Origin of the sequence: Shewanella sp. WXL01, assembly GCF_012263345.1 — a bacterium.
Taxonomy (GTDB): domain Bacteria; phylum Pseudomonadota; class Gammaproteobacteria; order Enterobacterales; family Shewanellaceae; genus Shewanella; species Shewanella maritima.
This window is the reverse complement of the sequence record NZ_JAAIKQ010000002.1, coordinates 555341-581860: the sequence shown is the minus strand read 5'-3', so window position 1 is coordinate 581860 and position 26520 is coordinate 555341. Positions and strand designations below refer to the sequence as shown.

Below are 26520 nucleotides of genomic sequence, written 5' to 3'. Positions count from 1 at the left end.
GCTTGTTGGAAATTTATACAAGACAACGACTTTGATGTGTGGTTGTTCCACATGATAAGTCGTTAACGCAGTAGAAATGACAACAAGCGCTGCCTGAAAGGTTCGTTTAAAAGCACTTTTCTCTGCGTTGCAAGCCACTTGTTTAGTCGACTAAACAGCATAGCTCGCGTCTTGATTAAAGTGCTTTTAATTCGAACAAATTCTAATCAGCAAAGATCAACAAACCCTAAGCACAGGCGAGACCTGTGTTTTTTGTGTGTAGAGCCAATATGAATAATCAAAAACGCCGCGAAATCCTTACACGCTTACGTGATAACAACCCAAAACCAGAAACAGAGCTTAATTTTTCTAGCCCGTTTGAGCTATTGGTGGCTGTGACACTTTCAGCGCAAGCGACTGATGTCAGTGTTAATAAGGCAACTGACAAGCTATTCCCTGTTGCGAATACACCGCAAGCCATATTCGACTTGGGTGTTGAAGGCTTAAAGGAATACATTAAAACCATCGGCTTATATAACAACAAAGCAATTAATGTCATTAAAGCCTGTGAAATGCTTCTTAAACTGCATGATGGTGAAGTGCCTGAAAACCGTGAAGCATTGGAAGCATTGCCTGGCGTTGGTCGCAAAACTGCAAATGTTGTGTTAAATACTGCTTTTGGCTGGCCAACGATAGCTGTCGACACCCATATTTTCCGTATGGCGAATCGCACAAAATTTGCCATGGGTAAGAATGTCGATCAGGTTGAACAAAAGATGCTTAAAGTGACGCCTGCTGAATTCAAAGTTGACGTACACCACTGGTTTATTCTGCATGGCCGTTACACTTGTCTTGCTCGTAAGCCTCGCTGCGGTAGCTGTATCATTGAAGACTTATGTGAGTTTAAAGATAAAACAGATGAGTAAGCAGTAATCTAAATTAAACCCTGTACGCCCTATTCAAACAAAAATGGCGATGAAAATAGTCATCGCCATTTATTAGTATTTAGCCCCGCTTTGGCAGCTCATCATCAATATCAACAATGCGTCTGTCGTAGAAGAAATGCGAGCTAGACTCGAAACCTTGGGGTAACTTGTTGCCATTACACTTTGTAAACATCAGCTGCGATACTAACTTCCAGCCCATAGCATTGGTGTTATATAGAACATCGCCGCAATGACCACAAAACACCCGTGTCATTCGCTTCGTAGGGTGTTGAAATACTCTTATTTCTTGCTCACCTTGGGTAAATTCAACAAATTCCGGCTCCCACGCAAGTACTGAGTGATAAGGTACTTGCAGTAATTCACGGCAATCCTCACAATGGCAAAAACCATGAACTTTAGGTAAGCCAGTCAAAGCAAGTTGCACCTTGCCACAATCACAATGAACATGGTGTTTATCAGTCATAACCTCTCCTTTGTCTGTCTACACAATTCAAAGAGTATCCTGCAGTGAGTCTATTTAAACTGCGCAGCTAAGTGAGCTTCAAAACGCGCTAGGTCTTGCTCAATTTGCGGGTTTTTCATCACATCAAAGCTAGCAAAGGTAGTTAAAGCTTGCATCCCAAAGAAGCGGAAATTCATATGCATAGGAAAAAATAAGTCATCAACAGATTTACCTTCAAACAGGTATTCTGCAGGGTCTTCAAATGCTTGAGCTGGTGCGTTAAAAGTTAACGATAGCATGTAGTTTTTACCCGTTAACGTACCTCCAGTGCCATAGTTTGCAGTTGGCTCAGCCGAAGTACGGCCGTCCCCTGCACATAACTGCCCCGCCATACCTGCGGTATATACTTCATCCATGTATTTTTTAAATAGCCAAGGAACCCCCATCCAATTAACAGGCGACTGTAAAATAATCGTATCTGCCCACTGGTGATTGGCAATCTCTTGTTCAACATCAAACGAGTCACTCATGGTCACGACTCGAACCTGATGGCCATTTTCGCCCAGCCATTTAGATGCTTTATCAACCAGTGTTTGATTCAACTTACCTTCTGAAAATGGATATTTTTGGTGGGCATTGATGATTAGTACGTTACTCATGATTTTGTCCTTAACTAGACCAGAATTAAAACTTAAGGTATATTTTAGTAACCTTGATACATTATTCAACCAGTTAACTTTTGGTAACCTAAAATAGATAAACAGATACCTTGTTCTTAAATAGCATTGCTAGCAAAACTTAAGTCCCTAGCACTAAATACGTAGCTCCTATGAAAAGTAAAGTAGAAACCTTGCCAACAGGCAAAAAGCAAGTAATTGAACCATGCGCTGAGCCTTGTGCTATCGAGCGAGGTATGAGGATAATCGGCGGAAAATGGACCGGCTCTATTATTTATCATCTTAAAGATGAACCGGTTAGATTTAACGACTTATGTCGCATGTTGGGCGGCGCGAGTAAAAAGATGATCGACCAGCGACTAAAAGAACTTGAGTCTCGAAAGATGGTTATTCGAACTGTGGTGCAAGAACGCCCTATTGCAGTGACTTACGAGTTAACAGAACTCGGCCGCAGCGCCTTGGATATACTCGAAAATCTAAGGTTATGGTCTGAGAAATATGACGTTAAAGCCTAATGAAACTGCTTATGTTTAAACGAGATAGAACAAACTATACGCGCATTTCTGATATGTATGAGTACTAAATCAGATAGAAAGTGCGGCAAGCAACAAAGGGACACACCCATAAGCGGTGCAGCTTTATGCTTAGTGACGGTTAAAACGAAATAAGGAAATAAGGGAAATAAGGGAAATAAGTAACGCTATCTTGAGGCAAACGCAAAAGATCAAAAAAGCCGCTAAATGCGGCTTTTTAAGTCAATAATTGCAAACAATTTTTAAAACATTGCTACGAAAAATGCGCTGAAACAAATTGCAATCACAAGGGTTGTGCCAAGGGCCATTTTTAGTTCTGTAGTCATTCTTGCCTCCAAGTTTCAATAGCTTAATGATAGCGACTGTTGCCAAATTTCCTACTTTGTTGGTTCATAATTGTGAACTGTGACCGTTAATATTGATCCTGATCATTAATTGATTGAGCCTTAAGCAAACAGTGTTAATCTAGGCGGTAGATTTCACAATAAAAGAAACCAAAAATATGGCACAACTACTTCATACCATGTTGCGTGTGGGCAACTTAGAAAAAAGCATCGAATTCTACACTAAGGTTATGGGCATGTCCCTTTTACGTCAGTCAGAAAATACCGAGTATAAATATACTTTGGCATTTGTCGGCTTTGGCGACGAATCAAGTGGTCAAGCAGTAATCGAACTGACCTATAATTGGGGCGTTGAAGAGTACGACTTAGGCAGCGCATTTGGTCATATTGCTATTGGTGAAGAAGACATTTATGCGCGCTGTAAAGCAATTGAAGCTGCAGGCGGCAAAGTGACTCGTGCACCAGGCCCTGTAGCAGGCGGAAAAACCGAAATAGCGTTTGTTGAAGATCCAGACGGCTACAAAATTGAACTCATTCAGCAAGCGTCTGCCACAGCAGCACTCGGGTAGTCGCTTTAAACCTTAGGCAAGTTTAAGTCATTTACCTCACAGGTAAAATCCACACATCAAAAAGCCCGCAACATGCGGGCTTTTTTAGGTTTTTAACTAAAGTTCAAATTAGAACTTCATTGAGAAACCAGCGTAGTATTGACGACCAATGGTGTCGTAAACTTCTGGTACTGTTCCACCGTCTGAACCATTGTTAACGCGAGAAGGTTCTTCATCAGTTAGGTTTTTGATACCTAAAGTTAACAGCATCTCATCATTGATGTGGTAAGAGCCAGAAACGTTGTGGTAAAGCACAGCTTCAGCTTTATCTTCTGGAGAAGTTAGGTTCTCCATTTCACTAATGTAGCGGTTAAAGTACATCACGCTCCAGTCACCTTGCGATGCTTGAATGCTGAAGTTGTTACGTACTTTAGCGTAAGCACCGAAGTTACCATCGATAGTACCTGTGTAATCTTTGTTATCTTGTTCAAAGTTTAATAGGTACGTGGTGTCATTATTGATAGTCCAGTCTAGTCCAGCGCCTTCAAACTTGTAGTTTAAGTTAAAGTCGATACCTGAAGTATCTTGATAACCAACGTTAGTTAACTCGCTTGTTAGACCATCCCAATTACCGATTTGTGCATTCTCGTGAGTAACATTAATCATTTCACATGCGCTTGAATCGCCAGCGTAACATGAGTTCATTAATGCCTGAGTATCACGACGAGAAATTGCGTTATCTACTTTGAAGCGCCAGTAATCTAGGGTTAACGACATACCATCAACATAGCTAGGTGAGTACACGATACCAAAAGTGTAAGACTCAGACTCTTCAGGCTTTAAGTTTTCATCTGAGGTGTAATTCACTAAGATCTGTGAATCTTTAGCTACGCCAGCAGGATCAGTTAGGTAGTCGTATGAGCCAGAGTTACCGCCGTATAGCTCGGTAATGCTTGGTGCACGGAAACCTGTTGCAGCCACACCACGAAGCATTAAATCATCAGTCGCTTCGTACGTTAGACCGACTTTCCAGGTTGTTGCTTTACCAAACGTTGAGTAGTCATCAAAACGTAATGCGAACTCACCTGTCAGCTTATCAGTAAATGGTACACTCACTTCCTGGAAGATAGAGAATACATCGTAGCTACCCTTAGTTGGATCTTGTTGTGCAGCAGTACCTTCACCAGCAACAATCACTTCATCAGGGTTGAAGTAACCGCTTTCGTGACGGTATTCAGCACCAAGTGCAAACGCAACTGCACCAGCTTCTAGGTCAAATAGTTCACCAGTTAAACCAGCAGATACTGTGTGCTGCTCGTTACCACCGTCCGACTCTTCTAAGTAGCTGATTTCATCTAATTGCTCTTGGCTAACTGTGCCGTTCATCCAGTCATCAAAGTTATTGTATACAGACTCGTCAAACTTCTTCTGGTTGATAGAGTTAGCAACAGAAGTTTTTGCACTGTTCTTACCGTATGTGTATGAGAAGTCCCAGTCCATACCAGTATTGATATCAAGTGAACCAGCTAAACCAGCTGAAGCGCGCAAAGTATCAGTATCTTGTGAGTAAATACGTGGGCCAACATCGGTCGTACGGCGACGGTACTCAACACGGCCAGTGCTATCTGGTGCGATGCCAGCGGCAATCATCTCAGGTGTTAAATCTACACATGGTTCACCTGGCGCTACACCATCTGCGCCACACACGTTTAATTTGGTGCTTGCTGGTTGCGCGGCTAATTGCTGGTTAGACTTACGCTTGGTGTATAGTAGGTCACCAGTCAATACGATGTCGTCACCCAATTCTTGGGTCATATTGGCAAACAAACTGTAGCGCTCATTTGGCGTTTGATAGTATGAGTCTTGCGTGAAATCATAACCTGTTTCTAGGTCCTTCCACTCACCGTTCTCATCTTGGTATTTGCCACCTAAAGTACCACCAGGTGTGTAAGAGCTACCTGCAGATGGTGTCCAATCACGGTCTGATTGAACTACGCCTTCACGGCGAGAGTATGCTGCACCAAATGTATAATTACCTGTGTCAGTGTTGAAACCATAAAGCGCACTGATTTCACCTGTTTCACCATCATTTTTATCTGTGGTACTGCCTTGAACGTCGAATTGAAAACCTTCAAAGTCTTTTTTGGTGATAATGTTTACTACACCAGCAATCGCGTCAGAGCCATAAACTGCAGATGCACCATCTTTAAGAATTTCAACACGAGCGATCATAGCAACTGGGATAGAGTTTAAATCCACAGAGCTGTCTGCACCGCTACCTGAGTTAACCATGCGACGACCGTTCAAAAGAACAAGCGTACGTTGTGCACCCATACCACGTAGGTCAACTTGAGCTACACCGTTCGCGCCATTGTTAGTGCTTGAGCCTACTGCAGCACCAGCCATAGAAGTTTGTGCTTGAAGTAGGTCATCAACAGAAGTGTAACCCTCAGCACGAATAGCAGACTCGTCAATGACAGTAACAGGCGATGCTGTTTCCATGTCTTGGCGTTGAATACGAGAGCCTGTGACTTCGATACGCTCAACATTTGCAGTTTCTTCAGCATAAGCTGAAACCGATGCTGTTGAAGCGGCGGCGATTGAAGCAACTAATGCAGTTTTAATGCTTGTTGCAATTAATGTTTTTTGGTTCATACAGATTAAGCTCCCTAGCATTTATCTTATTATCTTGTGCAGTGGTTCATTTTTATTTGTTGTTATTTAAACGCCGACTTAATCAAGCAATCTAAATAAATACCCACATCTGCTACGGAGTTGATACTGAATAACCCGAGTTGTTTCGTCAAACCAAAAATCATTAACAAATAAGGTTTAAAATGTTAATAAAAAGACAGAAACAACGTTAAATTTAATGAGTACTTTTTGGCTGCGCACTTAAATATTTATGCAACCGCAGAATGATTCACTACCACAACCAGGCAAAAATAGAGATTTAAACCAGCGAGAATTTAACATGTCAGCGACTTTAATTTGAGTGAAAGTGTGACACGGATCACATTAAGGCGTGGAACTTTTCTGTCTCTGCCTAAAACAAGTCCCATACACATCACCAAGTTGGATATATCAAAACAATCCTCAACTAACTTTAATAAAATCATGAACTTGATTAATGGCGCAGTTAATTCCTGCGATTCATTAACTACAGTTAACCCAGAAGATCTTTTAGATTAAACAATAATAAATGCTAGCTGAATGCCATACCGGCTCTAAGTTTTCGAATAGATAAGATTCAAAATTTGGCGGAAAGCCATTTTAGTTTGCATTATACAAAACAATCAAAATAGCTAGTTGCGGTGAATACAACAATAAACTGCATCTAATTGCTTTCAGAAAAAGAAATTCAATAATGTAAAATTTTGGTTAATAAATAAGTGCGTATTCATTCACCTAATTCAACTAATAATTTAGGCAGCATCTTGAGTTAGGCAGCGATATAAAAAGCGAGATTACTTTTCCATCTCAAAGTCACATGATTAAAACTTAAACTAGGTTATACGGTCTAACATTCTAATAAATAACATTGCGACTACTTGAGTTTATCTGGAGTCCTACCACCCTAAGTGCTAAAATTTAGGCTAGACAACCTAAATTCAAATAATAAGTATCGAGAGAAGAAGTAGTTATGCAACTCGACAAGATTGATCTCGCTATCCTGAAACACCTACAGTTACCTGGGAAGCTATCTAACCAGGAGTTAGCTTCAAAGGTCGGCTTATCTCCATCACCCTGCTCTAGACGTGTTAAAGCACTAGAAGATGCTGGCTACATTGCAAGTTACTCTACCCAATTAAATCCAGAGCGATTTGGCCTTAATCTCACCGTGTATATTCAGGTTAGTTTAGAAAAGCACAATATCGAAGTACTAGAGTCATTCGAGCAAGACATTAGCGCGATGGATGAAGTTCAGGAGTGTAGCTTAATCACAGGTAATGAAGCTGATTACCTATTAAAAGTACTGGTTGCAGACATGCAGCATTACAAGCAATTCTTATTAGACAAACTGACTAGCAGCGTGCACGTTGCTGGAATTCACTCTAGCTTCGTCCTAAAGAAAGTTAAAAATCATACCAGTATCCCACTACCTGCACTCTAGGTTTGTAGTGAGATAAGGTTTAAGTGTTTAAGCTCGATATGCTTGGCTCGAACTGCTATCAATTCAATGTAAAAGCGACTAGCTTGCGAGCTTAAACAACTATATACCTCTAGTCTCAGTTACCCTTATTAAAACCCGAGCCAGGCCCTTGTCCATGCCATTGCTATTCAAACTGTTGCAATTTTTACTCCCACTATAGTTTTAACCGTTAAAACTTTGACTGGGTTTTGTGCGCTCAGTCAGATTCCAATAATTTTTCTTAGCAAGGATAAATTGCGTTACAGCTGTGTTTCGCCCAATCCAAAACAAGATATTCTCGCCATTACGTAGGTATGAGACGTTTATACTCAACATTAACTAAAATAAAGATATAAGATTTTATTCAATTAAAAAATATTGGATAAATTCGCTATTGCAATTATCTCCACTAGCCTTAGTATGCGCGACCTAATCGAATAAACAGGTGCATTATGGCTACAAACTCTCAAGCCCAATTTAGCTCAAAAATCGGCTTTATTATGGCGGCGGCAGGCTCTGCCGTTGGCGTAGGGAATATTTGGGGATTCCCAACTCAGGCTGCTACTCATGGTGGTGGCGCATTCTTATTAATGTACATAGTGCTTATCTTGCTACTCGGTTACCCAATGCTAATGGCCGAGCTAATGGTTGGGCGCCACGGGCAAACCAACCCTGCGGACGCAATGGCTAAGCTTTCAAGCAATAAATTACTCAGTAAACTCGGCGGAGCGATTGGTTTCGGCTCAATTATTACTGCAACATTGATCTGTACCTTTTACTGCATTCTATCAGGCTGGTTTATCAGCCATGCCATAGCGCCAGTAGCACAAATGGCTGAGCAGCCTGAAGTAGCCAATTGGCTCATGGAGTTTTCTGTATCACGCAACTTGGTGTTTACTCTGATATTCACTGCATTGGTTATCATGGTGATCCGTCAAGGCGTACAACAAGGTATTGAGCGTTGGTCTAAGCGTTTGATGCCACTACTACTATTAATGCTAGTTCTTGGCAGTATTTACATCTTGTTCCAGCCTGGCGCCATGACAGGGTTAAAGCAATTACTGATCCCCGATTTCAGCCGCGTATTAGACACTGATGTACTGGTAAGTGCGCTAGGCCAAACCTTCTTCTCACTAACCGTAGGTACAGGTGCGATGATGGTTTACGGCGCTTATCTCAACAAAAAGGATAACTTGGCGAAGTTGACCGGTTATGTCACCTTAACCGACACATTGGTGGCATTTTTGGCAGCGCTGATGATCATTCCTGCGATGTATGTCGCCCAGCATCAAGGCGTACAAATATTCGCCGATGATGGCAGTCTACTAAACTCAGACACTCTGGTATTTACTGTACTCCCAGCACTGTTTGAATCACTAGGCGGCATAACCCAGTACATCCTTGCCATCGTATTTTTCATTTTAATGACTATCGCAGGACTCACCTCTGCCATGTCTATAGTTGAAGTGCCAACTAGCTATTTAGTTGAGAAAACCAAGCTCAATCGTAACCAAGCGACTTTGTATGTTGGCTTATTCATCGCACTCGTCGCCAGCTTAATTGTGTTTAACTTTAGTAGTCTTTTCGGTGCAATCATCACTTTAACGACAGAGCGCGCTCAGCCGCTAATCGCGTTGGGAATTGCGATATTTTTAGGATGGGTGTGGCGTCGTAACAGCTTAATTGAAGCCATCTCTGCCCAAGACGGTGTCGATACCTCAAGTTTGTTTTGGAAAATTTGGCCGATATATGTGAAATATATTTGTCCGCTATTAATCCTGGTTATCATCGCGCAGCTTTTTACGGCTTAAGGCTTATAAGCTAAAGTTCGCTTGCTCGAAACAAGAGTAACAAGCAAGAATAACAAACAAAGGCCATACTCACTGTGAGTATGGCCTTTGCAGTTTACTAGTGTCCACATACGTGCAAATGCTTGTAAAGCGAGCTGCGGATAAATAACCTGTCACTAATATTGCGTCCTACCCAGCAATTACGCACAATGATGACTAAGCGCCAAAGTTAACCAAGATATTCGTGCCAAAGTTACTCAAGACAAGGTTATTCAAGACAAGGGAGTTTGTGATGATAAAAAAACTGCTCACGCTAGCAAGTGTAAGTTTGATGATGTTTGGTCAAGCTAACGCGCAGAAAATTAGCGAGCCTAATTTATTCTCACAATGTGATAGCACTCAGCTCCCTCTAGCCGAAAGTAGCAAGCCCAAGGTCATTGCTACTGGCATGCGCTTCTTAGAGGGGCCAACTTGGTCAGTCAACACTCAACGCTTTTATTTTTCAGAAATGAACTTTGACAGCGACCAATCAAACGGCCCTAAATCGAATATCTATCAGTGGCATCAAGACTCAGGAGTTAAGTTAGTCGCACAAGAACTAGGTACAAATGGGCTGCTGGCAGACAACGACAAACTGTATGTAATGGATCACGGTCAGCGTGCATTATCTACAGTAAATTTGACCGAGTTGAACAATCCCTCAATTTCGAGCCTTCAACTGACACCACTGGTCACCAACTATAAAAACAAAGCATTTAACTCTCCAAATGATCTCGTCCGCCACTCAAAAGGACATATCTACTTTACCGATCCTGATTGGCAACTCGGTCCAAGACAACAGCATACACCATTTACTGGCGTTTATTGGCGCGCCCCAAATGGCGAACTCACGCTTGTAAGCAACCTACATAATAAACCTAACGGGATAGCGCTATCACCAGACGAATCAACACTGTATGTTGGCGATTACAGCAATAAGGTGACACTGTACGAGTTAAACGCTGATGGCAGTATTGGCAATATAAAAACGCGCTTGGATGTCGCATCGCCTGACGGTATGGCAGTCGATTGTGCCGGCAATTTATATGTGACTAGCCATGGGCCTGGCGAAGTGCAAATCTTTAACGCAGCTCACCAACATTTGCGTACCATCCATTTTGGTGAAAGCGTTACTAACCTCGCATTTGGCGGCAAAGATGGCAAAACGTTACTTGTCACCTCTGCAAAAGGCACTTTGTTTACATTGCGCACTGAACTTGCAGGTTTAGGTCAATTTATGTAGCGAAATCTAACATTAATATGCACAAAGACGTGTTAATTAATGCTAGAGCGCGTTTTTAAATCAGACTGTTCAATCATTACGCGCTTTTTATTCAAAAGAGAATCCCACGGGATATTGATGAAATCCATCAAAATCACCTTTGGTGACTGGAATACCGAGCGTTTTGGCAATGGCATACACCATAGATAAGTGAAACATGAAGTTAGGCAGCGCAAACTGAAAAATAAACTCATTTGTCGGTAAGTTAACCGCAACCGGGCCAGCTTTATCGGTGATCTGCTCGGTCATTAAATCATAAACCTTGTCATCTAACTCAGTTAAATAATCCAGAGTTTGTACTAACTGGCGATCAAGCTGCGCTAGGGTTTGCTGATTGTTGTCTATCCCATGGCAACTTAAGTCAGGCACTTCTCTCCCCGCCATAGGGCAACAGGCTCGTAAACTAAAGCCGGCAGTAATTTGCACCTGGGTATACAGATTGAACATATCGGCTGTCAGTCTAGCCTCAAGAAATGTTTCATCTTCGCAATGATCTGCACACTTGTTTAAAAGCTGACGTAACTGTCGTAAGTAATGACTAAACACAGCTATAGGTTGATTGTTCATCTGCTCTCCTTGCTTGATGCTGGTCATATTGAAGTAATCAATAAAATATTGAAAATCAGTCGTTAATTGTTACTCGCTTAACACAATAACTTAGTTCATCATGGTTAACATAAAAATCAACGAGCTAAGGAGCATCATGGGTTATTGGTATTTGGCCATTGCTATCGGTTTTGAAGTGATAGCAACACTGGCACTTAAAGCATCAAATGGTTTTAGTAACGCTACCGCCACCAGCATCAGCGTAATGGGTTATCTCGGTGCATTTTACTTCCTGTCTTTAGTGCTAAAAACCGTACCTGTGGGGATCGCTTACGCCATCTGGGCAGGCATGGGTATGGTACTGATAGCTTCGATAAGCGCCGTTGTCTACAAGCAAGTACCCGATCTAGCCGCTATTATTGGGATTAGCTTGATCTTAGCTGGCGTGCTAGTGATAAACTTATTCTCGAAAACACTCGAACACTAACTCGATGCTGACAATTCAATGCTGACAATTCAATGCTGTTATAAATCATATGCGACCTCTATGAAACCAAATAAACCTGAACAATTCTCAACTGAAGTCATTAGTAGGCTTAAGTACTACGTTTATCGCTTAATCGACCCTCGAAATGGCGAAACCTTTTATATTGGCAAGGGTAAAGCAAACCGCGTATTCGCTCATGCCCAGGGAGATATAGAGTCCGATGAGCTATCTGAGAAAATGAGCCGCATACGAGCCATTAAACTTGCAGGTTTTGATGTTGCACACGTGATTCACCGCCATGGGCTAGATGAAAAAACGGCATTTGAGGTAGAAGCAGCTTTGATCGATGCTTATCCGGGCATCACCAATATTATGGATGGCCATGGTAATAATGAATTTGGTGCCATGCACGCTGTTGAGATCATTAATAAGTACAGTGCAGCCGTTGCCGAGTTTGAGCATAAGGTACTGATGATCAACATTAATCGCTCAGCCCTAGATAACTCAGTGTATGAAGCAACTCGCTATGCATGGCGCATAAGCCTAAATAAAGCCAATCAGGCAGACTATGTTGTTGCTGTGGTTCAAGGTCTCATTGTCGGGGTGTTTATTGCAGATAACTGGCTGGAAGCGACAAGTGAAAACTTCCCTGACAAAACCACTGTGAAAGGACGTAAAGGCTTTGTTGGCAAGCAGGCCCCTGAAGAGATAGTGAAACTTTATCTTGGCAAACGTATCGATGATAAGTACCGAAAAAAAGGGGCCTCTAATCCGGTGAAGTATTCTTGGTAAGTAGGGTTAGCTAACGTGCATAAGGACATGTGAGCTTAGAGAAAAACTAAAGTAACGCATCGTACTCAACACTTGTAATCACTTCACTTTCAGATTGTTCAGTTTGATATACTATACGTAACAGACTCTAACTCAATGAGCTGTTTGAGTTTGAAGATCCATCTTTAATAGAAATTCAAAATCAGGCTCTACGCCTTCAGCTACATAACCTGAGGCGATGGGCCAACCAGCAACCCGTTTTTTAGTACTTTCACCTGATAGTTCATCTTGCCTACCACCTAAATCATCCATATGCTGTGAAGTAATTACGCCAGACACAATATTGGTTATAGTACCTTGATGGCTCAACTCTACTTTGAGTGTCATTAAATTTGAGGTAGTGACTAATCGGTTGGCTGACTGACCAACCCTTGCTAATTGTTGCTCAAATTGGCTTGGCAAGATAAGACATACCTCTTCGCCTTTAACGAGCTTCCCTCCCCCTTCTGGTACAAGCCATTTACACACATAATGGGTTAAACCATTGTTATCTTTAACACGCTTTGTTTGGGCTTGGCGTAAATACACGTCTTTTAGAGTGACGATTCGACCATCAAACACTGGATATTCATGCCCTTGTTCAAAAAGCTCACTGCCCAGAGTTAGTAAGGGTTCCATTTTGTAGTTATCGTAGGGCTCACTAATCTGCCATTTTTGCGCCATAAACGGTCTTTCATAACGAAAATAATCATAAAAGGTAATCAATATAGCCTCATCAACAGTAAGGTGATGAGAGTTATGAAAAGTACGCATCAGGTATTTATCTTCACCTATAAACATGTAAAGCAAAAATACTTCAATATCATATTTATCAGTACGAGATTGCCAACCCCAAACAAACCCTATGACATTATCTAATTGAAAGGACTGCTTGTACTCAGCAATGCCCGTGAGTGAAGGATAGCGATATTGTTGACTAGAGGCCTGAGCGAGAGAATTCAAGTCTGGAAGCATCCAGTCCCATTGTCTAGGTGCTTTGGCTACTTTGATATCTTTATAAATAAACTGAGCATCTTGATCGATAACAGTATCGTAATCTGCTGAGTGAGTGGATACTTTGTGATTATCTGAGCACCCGGTTAGGATAACGGCAACGGCTAACACACAAGGCACCAGCAACTGCTGAAACCCAAGTTGAAGCGTGCGACTAATCGTGATGATGTGCATGAAATTCAGAATCAATATCCTTATTTTCCTGAATGAATTAATAGCGTGTTGCATTGACAACGCTATCAATCTGTGGTCAATAAATCAACTGCAAGCGCAACATCACGATAGTAACTTGTTTAATTAAGTTAATTCACTCATGCATAAAACCTTAAGTTTGTATAACTACTTTCAATCAGTTAGTTAAAGCATGTTTAGACTCGTCATGAAATTGCCAAAGTACATTTACCGTCAACCAGCGTCCATCACGTGTTTTATACAAATGCATGTAATCAATCCAGTCATCAACCGTCAGTTTTACAGATGCGACTCGATTGTCGATATCTAAAATGCGTATCTCTACCCTAGGGTTAGTAGGGAACTTGTCACCACTTTTGTTATAGGTATTTGCAACTTTGATCATGGTGTCAAAGTCAGTTTCTAATACGAACTCTTCATGATCTTTCCCTAGCCAGTATGTACGTTTTGCAAGCGTTTCATCTAGACTGCGGGCCATCATGTCTCCATCACCCTGATGCTGAGATTCTATATAGTCCAGAACGGCTCTTTCAATCAACTGACGGTCAGGTATTGTATTTGGTTTGTCATTAGCAAAGACATTTGTAAAAAGTAATGTCGTCACTAAGCAGCCGACATAAAAAACAGCTATTCTGCAGTGCTTCATCATCTAACCCCCCATCCCTTAGCATCACTTACAGGTGAGCACCCAGTATCCATGTAACCTCATTGAGGCCTATCAAACCATAAGCTAATAGTACAAATTGCGCATGGCAAGCATACGAATAAAGCTCATACTCAAGGTTGATAACCCCAAGTTTGCAACGGTGCCCTTTTATTCAAAATCATTCCTGTACGCTACTTGTTAACCTCAAAATCAAATTCAGCTTGCCCCATAACCGTATTGCGCCCTTCTGCTTTAGCATGGTACAAACTGCGGTCTGCACGCTGCATAAGGGGTTCGGTATCATCACCGTATTGATAAGTACTGACACCTATGCTGACAGACTGGTAACCCACTTTAGTAAAGCGGTTGCGCTCAATAATTTGTCTTAATCGCTCAGCCTTATGCATGGCTTGCTGCAGCAAGGTATTTGGTAGGATAAGAATAAACTCCTCCCCGCCCCAGCGGCCAAAGAAGTCAGTCTCTCGTTTGTTAGTACTGACAAGGTGTGCAAACTCAACTAGAAATTTATCACCAGCATGATGGCCATAGTTATCATTCACAGCTTTAAAGTAATCGATATCAAGTAACATTATTGAGAAAACACTGTCACTACGCTGACTGCGGCTCAATTCTTCTTTTAATGCCTCATCAATTTTTCTACGGTTATAAATTCCTGTGAGCTTATCTATAGTAGAGACCTGTTCAAGCTTTTTATAAGCAATTTGTAACTTGTGATCCTTTTCCTTTAGCTCAGCTACTAGCGCCCTATATTTTTGTTTCTCCGAATGTATTCTGCGGTTCCACAGTAAAATAAGTAAGGTCACAATGCTAAAGATGACAATCACTTGGTAGGCGACGCTATAATCAATTACTTGCTGGTAGCTCACTGACATATACTTATTTAAAATAGCTTGATGTTGCTGCGAACTTAAACTATCGACCAACTTATCAAGGATACTGAGTAGTACAGTATCACCGTGAGGAACCGCCATAGATAATTCAAACTTCTCATCAAATCGCCCAGAGACTTTTACTTTCCCGATCCCATGCTGCTGCAGATGCAAACTAATATTTGAATGAGAGTCTGCAAACCCAAACAACTCACCTTGCTCAACCATGTATAAGCCTTGATGAATATCATCAACCGCAACAATATCAATCTCAGGATACTGACGGCTAATCAGCTCTATAAACGCATAACCTTTAATAAAGCCGATTGATTTACCATCGAGAATGCCGATGTCAGCAATGAAATCAGTATCATGAGAAGTTGCAATCACAAGTGGGACGTTGATATAAGGCTCAGTGAAATCAAGAAAGGTCTCGCGCTGAGGTGTCGCCATTGCCAAGGTAATCCAGTCACACTCACCATTTTTCATCCTGTCCATGGTTTCAACCCAAGATTTGGTGGGTAGATATTCAAAGGAGATTTGTAGCTTTTGTTGAAACAACGCCAAAATATCAGCGGTCATCCCTATGTGCTTGCCATTGTCGTTGGCTTCATAGGGGAACCAATTTGGGTCAATACAGTACTTAAAGCGCTTTTTTGAATATAGGTAAGTTTTCTCAGCATGAGTAAACTCAATGTTATGCTCGTCAAATGAACGAAACCAGTGCCGTTTGAGATCATTAGTTTTATATGGGCCTATTGCAGCGATGGCTTTACTGAATATATCAGCCAGGATCTGATGGTTTGGCTTGAAAGCAAAATGCAACTGCTGGTGATTTTTTAACACAAACGCAGTACTGATAAAGTCACGTATCTCCATTTCATCACTGAGGTAATATAGCGACTCGTCGATAACCGCTGCATCAATATCATTCTCCACTAGCGCATGTAGCATCTTGTAAGCGTCTGGAAAGTAAACGATGTCGACATCACCTAGCTCAGCCGTTAACAACTCAGCGTCCTGATGTAATTGCTGAACGCCAACTCTTTTATATTGAATTTCATCAATAGTAAAAATCCCATGATGGTTCATGCGATTAACCACTACCACAGATGGTAATGATAGGTAGGGTTCACTGTAGCGATAACTAGATTGATTGATATGACTTTGAGCTATGTTTGAGAGACCATGAAGTTCACCGTTAGCAACTTTATTTTGTACATGCCCCCAGCTGCCCACTTCAAACTCAATGGTAAACCCTGTTTGCTGTTCAATAAGATCGGCATAATCTCTATCAAAGCCCTGAGCATTATTTTGTGCGTTAAAAAATAAGTAAGGTGCTGTGGCTTGACCCGTACCTAGCTTAATTACTGGGTTATGTAGGATAAACTCTTTTTCAGGCTCACTAAGCACAGTGTTTGAAGGCTCTGCGGCTGATAAGGGGCTCAGACACCATAGAGCTAAAATACAACAGATAGTTGATATTAAGCGCAGCACTCCTTGCTTTTGCACTTCCCCCTCCTTGAATTCAGCCTCGCATAGAAAACCGAACCAGCGCAGAATTTTTGTTTTGTCGCGCTGTTTATGCAGCGCTGTATTATTGCTTTTTGGCTATGGCTTAAGCAGTGCTTCACTTATTAGGGTGAAGCTCACTATTTTTAAAATTGCCCCACGTGGTGAGCAATATTTAACCAAAGATAGGTTTAAACCCCCAAGGGGTCAAGTTTAGTGTTTGACTTAATTGTTATTTCCTGCGAGCAACATATACTTAGCAGAGTTTTGTGTTAAGAAATAAAGGGTTCCTATGAAAGTGCTAGTGACTGGCGGTGCAGGTTATATTGGTTCACACACTGCTCTTTGCTTACTGAATAAAGGCTATGAGGTCGTTGTTTACGATAACTTGTGTAACTCTAGTCTTGAATCTATCAAGCGCGTAGAAAAATTAACATCCCGCAGCATAGATTTTTTCGAAGGTGATGTTTGTGACAAAGCAGCTTTAGAACAAGTATTTACTCAACATGATATAAGCGGTGTTATTCACTTTGCAGCCCTAAAAGCAGTCGGCGAGTCAAGCGAGATACCACTGGATTACTATCAAAACAATGTATTTGGCTCACTATGCCTGCTAGATGTTATGACTAAGCATCAGGTTAATCAGTTCATTTTTAGCTCTTCAGCTACCGTCTATGGTGAAGAGAATAAACCACCATATGTGGAAACATTGAAAATAGGCAATTCAAGCAACCCATACGGGGCGACCAAAGTAATGATAGAGCGAGTAGTCAATGATCTCGCTATCGCCAATGCTGACTTTAAAGGCGTGATGTTGCGTTATTTTAATCCGGTCGGTGCCCATGAGAGTGGTGAAATTGGTGAAGACCCAAAAGGTATCCCAAACAATTTGTTGCCTTATGTTGCCCAAGTCGCAGTGGGTAAAAGAGAACAATTGACGGTTTTTGGTGATGACTACTCGACGCCTGATGGCACCTGTTTACGCGACTATCTTCACGTGATGGATCTCGCTGAGGGCCATGTAGCCGCGCTTGATTGGCTAAACAATAATCCAGGCTTTACCGGCGTCGAGGCCTTTAATTTAGGTACAGGTACCGGAACATCCGTTTTTGAAATTGTAAGTGCATTTGAAAAGGCAAGCGGCGTAAGCATTCCATACACAATTGCACCAAGACGCGCCGGAGACTTACCAGAGTTTTGGGCGGATGCGAGTAAAGCTAATCAAGTACTTGGATGGCACACTAAGCGTGATATTTCAGACATGATGATAGATACTTGGCGCTGGCAATCAGCTAACCCTAACGGCTTTAGCAAAGTGTGAATAGCGCACTAATTTATCGATACGTATCACTACTTAGGCTAACTGTATGGTACTCAATCTTTCAGTTGGCCTTTTTAATGCTCCATTCTCAAGCAGTTCAATAAGCAAAAACAATGTCCAACAAGGGTTCAATGTGCCTAAAGCTCACTGCGATAAAACCTTTGATACTTGAACTTTAAGTTGCGGCAACACCTCCGACTCAAACCATGGATGTTTTGATAACCATATATTATTTCTTGGGCTTGGGTGTGGCAGGACAATACGGCGGTGTTCAAAATCAAACCCCATAAACACGACCTCTGTTAGAGATTGTCGATTATTACCTAGATGATATTGTTTAGCATACCGACCGATAATAATGGTTAGCTGTACCTGAGTTAGGCTTTGCATTAACTGCTCTCGCCACTTGAGGGAACACTCTTTAAGTGGCGCCAGATCGCCGGACTTTCCTGAACCAGGATAGCAAAATGACATAGGTAAAATCGCAAAATTATTACTATCATAAAATTCGGATTCTGATACACCGAGCCAATCCCTTAACCTTTGGCCACTAGCATCATTAAAAGCAATCCCGGTTTCATGAGCTATTCGCCCTGGGGCTTGACCTGCAATCAATACCTTAGAATTTTCACTGGCTTGTATTATTGGTTTGCACTCATGTTTAAGCTTGATAGCGCAGGCGTTGCATTGGCGAATTTGCTGAAGTAAAGGTTCCATCTGTTATTTCTTAAGTGAGTTCTAACTCATGATTAAGCCTTGCTTAATCCGATGATTATATTCTATTAAACGACAGGTTGCGTGTTCAGTTAATTATGCAAGTGATAACTAACGTTAGCCAGCTGCAAACCTCGCCACCAGCGACTTGCACAGCGTTACTACCCTTTTCTTCAATTCCCAAAGCTCGGCTTTGAACGCCAAGTTACGGTTACGCAAATGTAACAATACATCCTCTCTTGTTAGCTAAGTAACAATTAGCCGCACGCCGTGTTATACAATTAATTCAGCAATACCTAATAGTTCTGATCTAGCTCGCATTTTGTATGACTTATAAATCTGACCACCACAAACAATGATTTAGATCACTTTCCTAAAATCAGAACTCTATATTCTCCAACCGTAATTTCTACCTATTTAAGGTTTGCCTTATGCAAAACGACACCATGACTTCAGCTCCAGTTGAGGAGCAATCTGGTTCTAGCCAACTCGCTTGGACCCGCAAAGATACTACCTGGATGTTAAGCCTATTTGGAACCGCGGTTGGCGCCGGTATCTTATTCTTACCAATCAACGCTGGCATGGGTGGTTTTTGGCCACTGGTATTAATGGCATTAATTATTGGGCCGATGACATACCTTGCTCATCGTGGCTTATCTCGTTTTGTGTGCTCATCAAATATCCAAGGCAGCGACATTACTCAGGTCGTTGAAGAGCACTTTGGTGTGGGAGCTGGTAAAGCCATCACAGTACTGTACTTCTTCGCAATCTACCCGATTGTATTAATTTACGGCGTAGGTATTACTAATACTGTCGACAGTTTCATTGTCAATCAACTAGGTTTTGACTCACCTCCACGTGCGATTCTATCTGGCGTGTTGATCATCGCAATGATGTCAGTCATGGTTGCGGGTGAGAAATTCATGCTTAAAGTAACACAACTACTGGTTTATCCGCTTGTAGCTATTTTAGCCTTTATGTCGCTATACCTTGTACCCGATTGGAAAATGGATGCACTGCAAGTGGTTCCAGCAACAACGGATTTCTTAGGTACCGTTTGGTTAACGATTCCAGTATTGGTTTTTGCTTTTAACCACTCTCCAGCTATTTCGCAATTCTCGGTTTCGTTGAAGCGAGATCATGGCAAAGATGCAGCAAAAAAAGCTGATGTTATTCTGCGTAACACCGCTATGATGCTAGTAGGCTTTGTTATGCTGTTCGTATTCTCTTGCGTACTATCACTTAGCCCAGCTCAATTGGCTGATGCAAAAGCGCAAAATCTGCCAATTTTGTCCTACCTGGCCAACGTACATGATAGCGGTTTTGTGAGCTATTTCGGTCCTATCATTGCCTTCATTGCGATTATTTCGTCATTCTTTGGTCACTACTTAGGTGCTACTGAGGGTCTAAAGGGCATGATTGCTAAGCAGCTTCGCAATAGCAACAAAACCATATCAGATGCAAGCATCAATAAGTTTATTCTGGGCTTTATGTTCTTCACCATCTGGGGCGTCGCTGTTATTAACCCTAGCATTCTAGGCATGATAGAAGCATTGGGTGGTCCTATTATCGCGTCAATCTTATATCTGATGCCAATGTATGCGGTTTACAAAGTTCCTGCACTAAAAGCCTATCGTGGTCGCGTCAGCAATATCTTCGTGATTCTTGCGGGTGTACTGGCAATGACCGCCATCATTTATGACTTAATAGCTTAACGATTAGCTCTTTGGTTGTTTTTAAGAGGAGCCTTAACGCTCCTCTTCATATTTTGCGGCATTAAGCCGCTTTTAGGTAAGCATATGTTTAGCGCATTCGACATTTTTAAGATTGGCATTGGCCCTTCTAGCTCTCATACAGTTGGCCCAATGAAGGCTGCAAACGAGTTTGTAAACGATCTACGTGAGCTCGAAAAGCTGAAACAAGTGACCAAGTTTACCGTTGATGTATACGGCTCGCTGTCATTGACTGGTAAAGGCCACCATACTGATATTGCTATCATCATGGGTTTAGCAGGTAACGAACCTCAAACTGTAGATATCGATAGTATTGCGCCATTCATTGCCAACGTTGAAGCCAGTGAAAGCATCACTGTTGGCAACGCAGAGCATGTGGTTCAGTTCCCAAAAGGTGCATTAATTTTCCATACTTACACTTTACCTCTGCACGAAAATGGCATGAAGTTACATGCTTGGAATGGAGATAAGTGTGTACTGAGTAAAACATATTACTCTATCGGCGGCGGCTTTATTGTTGAAGAAAGTGAATTCGATAAAACTCAGACAAGCGACGTGAGCGTTCCTTACCACTATGACAATGCAGAAGAACTTGTACAACACTGTCATGCATCAGGCCTCGGAATTAGCGGCGTTATGATGCAAAATGAATTGTGCTTTAACACCCAAGAACAAATCCTAGGTGGTTTTAGTCAAGTCTGGAAAACGATGCAAAACGCAATTGAGCGTGGTTGTAAAACCGAAGGCGTACTGGCAGGTCCACTAAAAGTATCACGCCGAGCACCAGCGCTTTATCGTGAACTACTACGAGGCGAGCGTTTAAGTAACGACCCGATGGAAATCATTGATTGGGTAAACGTATTTGCATTAGCTGTAAGTGAAGAAAATGCTGCAGGTGGGCGTGTTGTGACTTCTCCTACCAATGGCGCGGCCGGTATCATCCCAGCGGTGCTCGCCTACTATGACAAGTTTATTCAGCAAGTTGGACAAGAAGAATGTACCCGTTACTTCTTAGCTGCTGCAGCAGTAGGCTCTCTGTACAAGCGCAATGCTTCTATTTCTGGTGCAGAAGTTGGCTGCCAGGGCGAAGTTGGCGTTGCTTGCTCTATGGCAGCTGCTGGACTTGCTGAGCTAATGGGTGGCTCACCGGCACAAGTGTGTATGGCGGCAGAAATTGGTATGGAGCATAACCTAGGTCTAACCTGCGATCCGGTTGCAGGTCAAGTGCAAGTACCTTGTATCGAGCGTAACGCCATCGCGTCGGTTAAAGCGATTAACTCATCACGCATGGCACTTCGCCGTAACTCATCGCCACGAGTCAGCTTGGATAAGGTGATTGCCACCATGTATGAAACCGGTAAAGACATGCATGTGAAATACCGAGAGACAAGTCAAGGCGGCTTAGCTATCAAGGTAACCAATCTTTGTGCTTAGCACTTAATGCTTGATTCTCAATGCATAAAAACCAAGGTGTCAGTACATGCTCAATGTTTAGCACTTATAATGAAAAAGCCAGTCATCAAGACTGGCTTTTTGTTTACTCTTCAAAATAAATTAGAAGATATTGATATTCAGTGATACCACTTGCGAAGCGATTTCACCAGGGGTAATCACTTCAACGAGGAAGATACCGGTATTTGGTTCATCTTCACCTTTTAATGTCACCACAAAGTCACGACCACCGTTATGATTACTACTAGGCCATACATACTCGCCAGCGCTCACAACCGAGCCAGCACTTGCGGTGAACTTCACGATAGTACCTGCAGGCATCTGCTGATTGTGTCTATCTGAAATAGTAAACTTCACGCTTGCAGCACCTTTACCTACGATATCAATTGAGCCACCTTGATTTAAGCCATCACGGTCGTCAATCCAAATTTCATTCGCTGGAGTAGCGAAAGCTGCTGAACCAGACATCACCATAACTAGGCTGCGACGCACAAATAACGACTTAGAGTTAGTTACGCCATCTGCACACCCTGCATGCGCAGGGGTTGAACAAAGCACACCATTGTACAAGCCATCAGCTTGATCAAACTGCCCATTGCTATTGAAGTCGATTAACTCTTCTAACTCACCACCAGCCTGTCCAGGCAATTGGTTAGCTGGTTGAGGGTTAAATACAGTGTCCTCGTTGTAATCATTGTACGCATCATCAAGATCAAAACTCTGACCGGTAACGTCAGTTTGATTCAAAAATGCGTCCATTTCATCAGCATCAAAGCGACCATTACCATTGTGATCAGGGAACGATTCTTCACCAATAGCTGTCGCGGTAATCGTTGCACGGCCGCCGTACTTTTGACCGTATACGTTACCGTAGATATCCAAGGTTGGGTAATAAATTAAGCTTGAGTTTGGTACCCGTACTTGAGAGCCGTCGCCACCAATAATTGATTGACCATCAGGACGTGGCAGTTGCGATGTCCACATAACTGAACATACACCTTTGACGGTTTGACATGCATCTTCAATAGAACCACCTTCTGTGGTAAACGATACCGTTGTTCCATCTGGCACAGGGTTGTTAAATGCATCAGCCATACGTGCAGTGATAACCACTTCCGTGCCATCTATATCCCACCCCTCAGCGTTTAGTACTTCAGCTGAAAGTGAGAAACTGTCTTGATCTGGGATACCGGTAGAGACAATCAACTGCTTCGATTGACTCGAAATAGCAGGAACTACACCATTTTCAACTGTTGCCGTCACACGCAGCGAGGTAGCAACAGAACCTGACGTAACAACTGTTTGCACCACACCTTCGTTGTTAGTCGTAGCGACTAAGGGCGTAATACCTACACCACCAACGTTGGTATTTAGCTCGAACGACACTGATTGGTTAGCAACCGGGTTACCATTTTCGTCTAATACTTTGAATTTAACGGTTGAAGATTCATCACCACCTGTACCTAAAATACTGATATTTTCAGGTTCTGCAGAAACAAACACTATGCTACCCACATCTGCAGCTAGCACATTAATCGTGCCTACCGCCGATAAGCTGATACCACCAGCATTAGCCGTTACGTTAATTTGGTCTTCACCCACACAGCCTTGTGCTAGATAAGTTGACGTTGCAACACCATTGCTTGACGATACAGGGCTAGAAATAACCGCTTGAGCTGGATTCTTAGTTGCACAAGTCGAAGAGAAATTGACATCTACAGGCTGAGTAAAAGGATTACCTTCATCATCCTGAATAAGTACGGTAACTGTCGCTGTGCCGCCAGCAGAAAGGTCTGCTGTACTCACTTGAGCTACACCTTCAACAAAAGGATCACCGCTACCCATTTCAACGTTAGTCGCACCTACGACGACAATCGTAGTACCAGACTCATTTGTTGGCAGCGTCGCGGTCACTTCACCAGCACCTAACTCGCTACCAGCATATATATCAACGACAGCTTTACCTTCAGCATCAGTCACCGCCGTTTTAATTGGTAGATCACCAATATCAGCCGCAAACGTTACAATAGTCGGTTTTGTGATGCCCGTAACTGTTGCGGTTAAACGACCAGGCTTTAGGGTTGTAATGTTCTGAATTGAATTACCATCAGTATCTGTTAGCGCAAGAGAAACTTGCGCGCCGCCACCAGCTTCACCACCGTCACCGGCCATGGTTACGTTAAGTGAGTTTGATTCTCCAGACGCTGTTGTTGCTGTTACCGTCGCACCTGTATTTAAATCAGCTGTATTTAAAATAACACTAGCTACACCGTTATCATTCGTTGCTACCTGACCAGTAGATGGAGTGAAAGTACCGTAAGTCGCATTGTTTAATGTAAAGGTAACTAGAGTGCTAACAGGGTTGCCTGAAGGGTCGGTGACAGTTGCAGTGACAATTGCAGGCTCAGCAGCAGAAACTTGCGTCACTGTCGTCTCTATCTTTACAGAGATTTCAGTATCGCCACCAGACTCACCATCGCCGGCCATATTGACGTTGATAGATGCTGACTCCCCCGTTGATGTCGTTGCAATAACTGTAGCGCCGGTTTTAATTGCAGCTGTTTTTACAGTAACTTGCGCTTCACCGTTTGAATTAGTTGATACCTCACCAGTACCAGGATCAAACGAGCCATATTCTTCATTATTAAGTTCAAAGCTCACTAGCGTACTGACAGGGTTACCACTAGAGTCAGTGACTTTTGCGGTAACAGTTGCAGGCTCAGCTGCAGAAATATCTGAATTAGAAATAGAAAGACTTATTGAAATAGTTGTTGGGTCGGGTGTTTCACCACCACTACTGATACTCCCTCCGCCGCCACAGGCGACTAATATAAACGAACACAAAAGCGCAAAAAATACTTTGTATGCTGACCTCATTGTCAGGCTCCCTGTTACAAAAAATAAAACTTACTGCTTACTATAGTTACTTATCGGCAAACATTACATAAATTAAACATAACTATACTATAACTCTAGTATTTTTTTGTACACCTATGACCGCAAACTTTCAAAGCACACCGTTTCATAACCGTAATAATCCTGCTAGGCTTGAGCGGTTAAATAAAACAGATAAAAAGAAGTAAAATAGAAGGAAGATCCTGTGACAGAATCTAAAAAGCTCGGTTTAACGAGTAAAATCCTTATCGGTATGCTGACCGGTATTATCCTCGGCCTATTACTGCGAAACTTATTCCCTGAAAGTGCCTTTATTAAGGATTACATCACTGAAGGCGTACTCGCGGTAATTGGTACCATCTTCATCTCCAGTTTAAAAATGCTCGTCGTGCCTTTGGTATTTATATCTTTGGTATGCGGTACCTGCTCGTTAAGCGATCCGTCTAAATTAGGCAGACTCGGTGGTAAAACCATCGCTTTCTACCTGTTTACTACCGCTATCGCCCTAACCGTAGCTATTACGGCAGCAATCATAGTTCATCCAGGTGCGGCCTCCTTAGCCACTAGCGCAATGGAATTTAATGCTAAAGAGGCACCAAGTCTTGCTGAAGTCATCATCAACATAGTCCCGACTAACCCTATTCAAGCGATGACTGAAGGTAATATGCTGCAAATTATTCTGTTTGCAGTTATTTTCGGCTTTGCGATTTCGCATATTGGCGAACGCGGTAAACGTGTCGCGGCCTTATTCAATGACTTGAACGAAGTTATCATGCGAGTGGTCACGCTAATCATGCAATTAGCACCGTATGGTGTGTTTGCACTAATGGCTAAATTAAGCCTAACGCTTGGACTAGAAACATTTGGTTCAGTACTGAAGTACTTCTTTTTAGTTCTACTGGTATTAATTGTCCACGCATTAGTTGTATATCCTACCTTACTAAAAGTATTCTCAGGCCTAAGCCCACTGATGTTCTTGCGTAAAATCCGCGACGTACAACTGTTCGCTTTTTCAACAGCAAGTTCAAATGCAACGCTACCGGTTACCATTGAAACCGCAGAGCACCGTATGGGTGTAGACAACAAGATTGCTTCTTTCACCTTACCACTTGGCGCCACCATTAACATGGACGGTACTGCGATTATGCAAGGTGTCGCAACGGTATTTATTGCCCAAGTGTTTGGTATTGAGCTTAGCTTTGTGGATTACCTAACCGTCGTGGTTACCGCAACCTTGGCATCTATCGGTACTGCCGGCGTTCCGGGCGTAGGCTTAATCATGCTTGCTATGGTACTGAACCAAGTAGGCCTGCCTGTTGAAGGTATTGCCCTGATTATTGGTGTTGACCGTTTACTTGATATGGTGCGCACAGCGGTTAACGTAACCGGTGATACAGTTGCGACCGTAGTCATTGCAAAATCTGAAGGCGAGTTCGACCAACAAGTGTTTGAAAACTCACAAGCCGGTAAAGTCGCTCACAACTTTGAAGAGCAAGTACTTCACCCTGAGCAACGATAGAAATAAGCTATGAGCTAAACTAAAAAAGGTGCGAATAGCACCTTTTTTTGTCGCTGTAATATAGTCATTCATGTAC

21 protein-coding genes are annotated in these 26520 nt (G+C 42.3%); 12 read left to right on the top strand and 9 right to left on the bottom strand.

Going from position 1 to position 26520, the window contains the following annotated elements; genetic code table 11:
• Window positions 1-269: 269 nt before the first annotated feature.
• A complete protein-coding gene (gene nth / locus G3R49_RS07630; protein WP_130597528.1) occupies window positions 270-905 on the top strand; it encodes an endonuclease III in 636 nt (211 codons plus the stop codon).
• A 79-nt stretch (window positions 906-984) separates the two neighbouring features.
• On the opposite strand, the gene G3R49_RS07625 is transcribed toward nth, so the two are convergent.
• Both G3R49_RS07625 and G3R49_RS07620 read right to left on the bottom strand, forming a co-directional pair.
• A complete protein-coding gene (locus G3R49_RS07625; protein WP_130597529.1) occupies window positions 985-1389 on the bottom strand; it encodes a GFA family protein in 405 nt (134 codons plus the stop codon).
• Window positions 1390-1439: 50 nt separating this feature from the next.
• The gene (locus tag G3R49_RS07620) at window positions 1440-2027 is read right to left on the bottom strand and encodes an NAD(P)H-dependent oxidoreductase (protein ID WP_167869222.1); all 588 of its coding nucleotides are present in this window, start codon (window positions 2025-2027) and stop codon (window positions 1440-1442) included.
• Between the two features lie 170 nt (window positions 2028-2197).
• On the opposite strand from G3R49_RS07620, the gene G3R49_RS07615 reads away from it, so the two are divergent.
• Window positions 2198-2560: a helix-turn-helix domain-containing protein gene (locus G3R49_RS07615; RefSeq protein ID WP_130597531.1), complete on the top strand. Its 363-nt coding sequence runs from the start codon at window positions 2198-2200 to the stop codon at window positions 2558-2560.
• 520 nt (window positions 2561-3080) lie between these two features.
• Window positions 3081-3491 (top strand): lactoylglutathione lyase, encoded by a 411-nt coding sequence (gene gloA / locus G3R49_RS07610; protein ID WP_130597532.1) that lies wholly within the window; start codon window positions 3081-3083, stop codon window positions 3489-3491.
• Between the two features lie 108 nt (window positions 3492-3599).
• On the opposite strand, the gene G3R49_RS07605 is transcribed toward gloA, so the two are convergent.
• Entirely contained in the window at window positions 3600-6125 is a 2526-nt protein-coding gene (locus G3R49_RS07605) for a TonB-dependent receptor (RefSeq protein WP_130597533.1), read from the bottom strand.
• Between the two features lie 988 nt (window positions 6126-7113).
• Between G3R49_RS07605 and G3R49_RS07600 the strand changes: the two genes are divergently transcribed.
• From G3R49_RS07600 to G3R49_RS07590, 3 genes are all read left to right on the top strand, one after another.
• Complete coding sequence (locus G3R49_RS07600) at window positions 7114-7584, top strand: Lrp/AsnC family transcriptional regulator (RefSeq protein WP_130597534.1); 471 nt, start codon at window positions 7114-7116, stop codon at window positions 7582-7584.
• Window positions 7585-8054: 470 nt separating this feature from the next.
• Window positions 8055-9413 (top strand): sodium-dependent transporter, encoded by a 1359-nt coding sequence (locus tag G3R49_RS07595; RefSeq protein ID WP_167869221.1) that lies wholly within the window; start codon window positions 8055-8057, stop codon window positions 9411-9413.
• A 271-nt stretch (window positions 9414-9684) separates the two neighbouring features.
• A complete protein-coding gene (locus G3R49_RS07590) occupies window positions 9685-10674 on the top strand; it encodes an SMP-30/gluconolactonase/LRE family protein (protein ID WP_167869220.1) in 990 nt (329 codons plus the stop codon).
• 87 nt (window positions 10675-10761) lie between these two features.
• Here G3R49_RS07590 and G3R49_RS07585 read toward each other — a convergent pair whose 3' ends face one another.
• The gene (locus G3R49_RS07585; protein ID WP_167869219.1) at window positions 10762-11280 is read right to left on the bottom strand and encodes a DUF1993 family protein; all 519 of its coding nucleotides are present in this window, start codon (window positions 11278-11280) and stop codon (window positions 10762-10764) included.
• Between the two features lie 136 nt (window positions 11281-11416).
• Between G3R49_RS07585 and G3R49_RS07580 the strand changes: the two genes are divergently transcribed.
• Window positions 11417-11746, top strand: a complete 330-nt coding sequence (locus tag G3R49_RS07580; protein ID WP_167869218.1) for a multidrug efflux SMR transporter — start codon at window positions 11417-11419, stop codon at window positions 11744-11746.
• A gap of 60 nt (window positions 11747-11806) precedes the next feature.
• Window positions 11807-12538: a hypothetical protein gene (locus G3R49_RS07575; RefSeq protein ID WP_167869217.1), complete on the top strand. Its 732-nt coding sequence runs from the start codon at window positions 11807-11809 to the stop codon at window positions 12536-12538.
• Window positions 12539-12670: 132 nt separating this feature from the next.
• Here G3R49_RS07575 and G3R49_RS07570 read toward each other — a convergent pair whose 3' ends face one another.
• The 3 genes from G3R49_RS07570 to G3R49_RS07560 form a co-directional block, all read right to left on the bottom strand.
• Window positions 12671-13798 (bottom strand): hypothetical protein, encoded by a 1128-nt coding sequence (locus G3R49_RS07570; RefSeq protein WP_167869216.1) that lies wholly within the window; start codon window positions 13796-13798, stop codon window positions 12671-12673.
• 121 nt (window positions 13799-13919) lie between these two features.
• Window positions 13920-14408, bottom strand: coding sequence for a nuclear transport factor 2 family protein (locus G3R49_RS07565; RefSeq protein ID WP_167869412.1), 489 nt, complete (start codon window positions 14406-14408; stop codon window positions 13920-13922).
• Between the two features lie 191 nt (window positions 14409-14599).
• Window positions 14600-16810, bottom strand: a complete 2211-nt coding sequence (locus tag G3R49_RS07560; RefSeq protein WP_167869215.1) for a transporter substrate-binding domain-containing protein — start codon at window positions 16808-16810, stop codon at window positions 14600-14602.
• A 292-nt stretch (window positions 16811-17102) separates the two neighbouring features.
• Between G3R49_RS07560 and galE the strand changes: the two genes are divergently transcribed.
• A complete protein-coding gene (galE, locus tag G3R49_RS07555) occupies window positions 17103-18131 on the top strand; it encodes a UDP-glucose 4-epimerase GalE (RefSeq protein ID WP_167869214.1) in 1029 nt (342 codons plus the stop codon).
• 144 nt (window positions 18132-18275) lie between these two features.
• Here the strand turns inward: galE and G3R49_RS07550 are convergent, their stop codons facing one another.
• The gene (locus G3R49_RS07550) at window positions 18276-18848 is read right to left on the bottom strand and encodes a uracil-DNA glycosylase family protein (RefSeq protein WP_167869213.1); all 573 of its coding nucleotides are present in this window, start codon (window positions 18846-18848) and stop codon (window positions 18276-18278) included.
• Window positions 18849-19276: 428 nt separating this feature from the next.
• Between G3R49_RS07550 and G3R49_RS07545 the strand changes: the two genes are divergently transcribed.
• Both G3R49_RS07545 and G3R49_RS07540 read left to right on the top strand, forming a co-directional pair.
• Window positions 19277-20560, top strand: a complete 1284-nt coding sequence (locus G3R49_RS07545) for an aromatic amino acid transport family protein (protein ID WP_167869212.1) — start codon at window positions 19277-19279, stop codon at window positions 20558-20560.
• An 84-nt stretch (window positions 20561-20644) separates the two neighbouring features.
• Window positions 20645-22012 (top strand): L-serine ammonia-lyase, encoded by a 1368-nt coding sequence (locus G3R49_RS07540; protein ID WP_167869211.1) that lies wholly within the window; start codon window positions 20645-20647, stop codon window positions 22010-22012.
• A 120-nt stretch (window positions 22013-22132) separates the two neighbouring features.
• Here the strand turns inward: G3R49_RS07540 and G3R49_RS07535 are convergent, their stop codons facing one another.
• Window positions 22133-24907 carry an invasin domain 3-containing protein gene (locus G3R49_RS07535; protein ID WP_245335284.1) on the bottom strand — a complete coding sequence of 925 codons (2775 nt, stop codon included), beginning with the start codon at window positions 24905-24907 and terminating at the stop codon, window positions 22133-22135.
• 223 nt (window positions 24908-25130) lie between these two features.
• On the opposite strand from G3R49_RS07535, the gene G3R49_RS07530 reads away from it, so the two are divergent.
• Window positions 25131-26444 carry a dicarboxylate/amino acid:cation symporter gene (locus G3R49_RS07530; protein WP_130597547.1) on the top strand — a complete coding sequence of 438 codons (1314 nt, stop codon included), beginning with the start codon at window positions 25131-25133 and terminating at the stop codon, window positions 26442-26444.
• The last annotated feature ends 76 nt before the right edge of the window (window positions 26445-26520 follow it).

What these genes read in the sequence shown, in the direction of transcription:
- G3R49_RS07580 (WP_167869218.1), top strand. Translation starts at nt 11,417, where the DNA reads ATGGGTTATTGGTATTTGGCCATTGCTATCGGTTTTGAAGTGATAGCA.
- G3R49_RS07625 (WP_130597529.1), bottom strand. Translation starts at nt 1,389, where the DNA reads ATGACTGATAAACACCATGTTCATTGTGATTGTGGCAAGGTGCAACTT.
- nth (WP_130597528.1), top strand. Translation starts at nt 270, where the DNA reads ATGAATAATCAAAAACGCCGCGAAATCCTTACACGCTTACGTGATAAC.
- G3R49_RS07535 (WP_245335284.1), bottom strand. Translation starts at nt 24,907, where the DNA reads ATGAGGTCAGCATACAAAGTATTTTTTGCGCTTTTGTGTTCGTTTATA.
- G3R49_RS07615 (WP_130597531.1), top strand. Translation starts at nt 2,198, where the DNA reads ATGAAAAGTAAAGTAGAAACCTTGCCAACAGGCAAAAAGCAAGTAATT.
- G3R49_RS07565 (WP_167869412.1), bottom strand. Translation starts at nt 14,408, where the DNA reads ATGAAGCACTGCAGAATAGCTGTTTTTTATGTCGGCTGCTTAGTGACG.
- G3R49_RS07595 (WP_167869221.1), top strand. Translation starts at nt 8,055, where the DNA reads ATGGCTACAAACTCTCAAGCCCAATTTAGCTCAAAAATCGGCTTTATT.
- galE (WP_167869214.1), top strand. Translation starts at nt 17,103, where the DNA reads ATGAAAGTGCTAGTGACTGGCGGTGCAGGTTATATTGGTTCACACACT.
- G3R49_RS07575 (WP_167869217.1), top strand. Translation starts at nt 11,807, where the DNA reads ATGAAACCAAATAAACCTGAACAATTCTCAACTGAAGTCATTAGTAGG.
- G3R49_RS07605 (WP_130597533.1), bottom strand. Translation starts at nt 6,125, where the DNA reads ATGAACCAAAAAACATTAATTGCAACAAGCATTAAAACTGCATTAGTT.
- G3R49_RS07620 (WP_167869222.1), bottom strand. Translation starts at nt 2,027, where the DNA reads ATGAGTAACGTACTAATCATCAATGCCCACCAAAAATATCCATTTTCA.
- G3R49_RS07585 (WP_167869219.1), bottom strand. Translation starts at nt 11,280, where the DNA reads ATGAACAATCAACCTATAGCTGTGTTTAGTCATTACTTACGACAGTTA.
- gloA (WP_130597532.1), top strand. Translation starts at nt 3,081, where the DNA reads ATGGCACAACTACTTCATACCATGTTGCGTGTGGGCAACTTAGAAAAA.
- G3R49_RS07570 (WP_167869216.1), bottom strand. Translation starts at nt 13,798, where the DNA reads ATGCAACACGCTATTAATTCATTCAGGAAAATAAGGATATTGATTCTG.
- G3R49_RS07600 (WP_130597534.1), top strand. Translation starts at nt 7,114, where the DNA reads ATGCAACTCGACAAGATTGATCTCGCTATCCTGAAACACCTACAGTTA.
- G3R49_RS07545 (WP_167869212.1), top strand. Translation starts at nt 19,277, where the DNA reads ATGCAAAACGACACCATGACTTCAGCTCCAGTTGAGGAGCAATCTGGT.
- G3R49_RS07590 (WP_167869220.1), top strand. Translation starts at nt 9,685, where the DNA reads ATGATAAAAAAACTGCTCACGCTAGCAAGTGTAAGTTTGATGATGTTT.
- G3R49_RS07550 (WP_167869213.1), bottom strand. Translation starts at nt 18,848, where the DNA reads ATGGAACCTTTACTTCAGCAAATTCGCCAATGCAACGCCTGCGCTATC.
- G3R49_RS07540 (WP_167869211.1), top strand. Translation starts at nt 20,645, where the DNA reads ATGTTTAGCGCATTCGACATTTTTAAGATTGGCATTGGCCCTTCTAGC.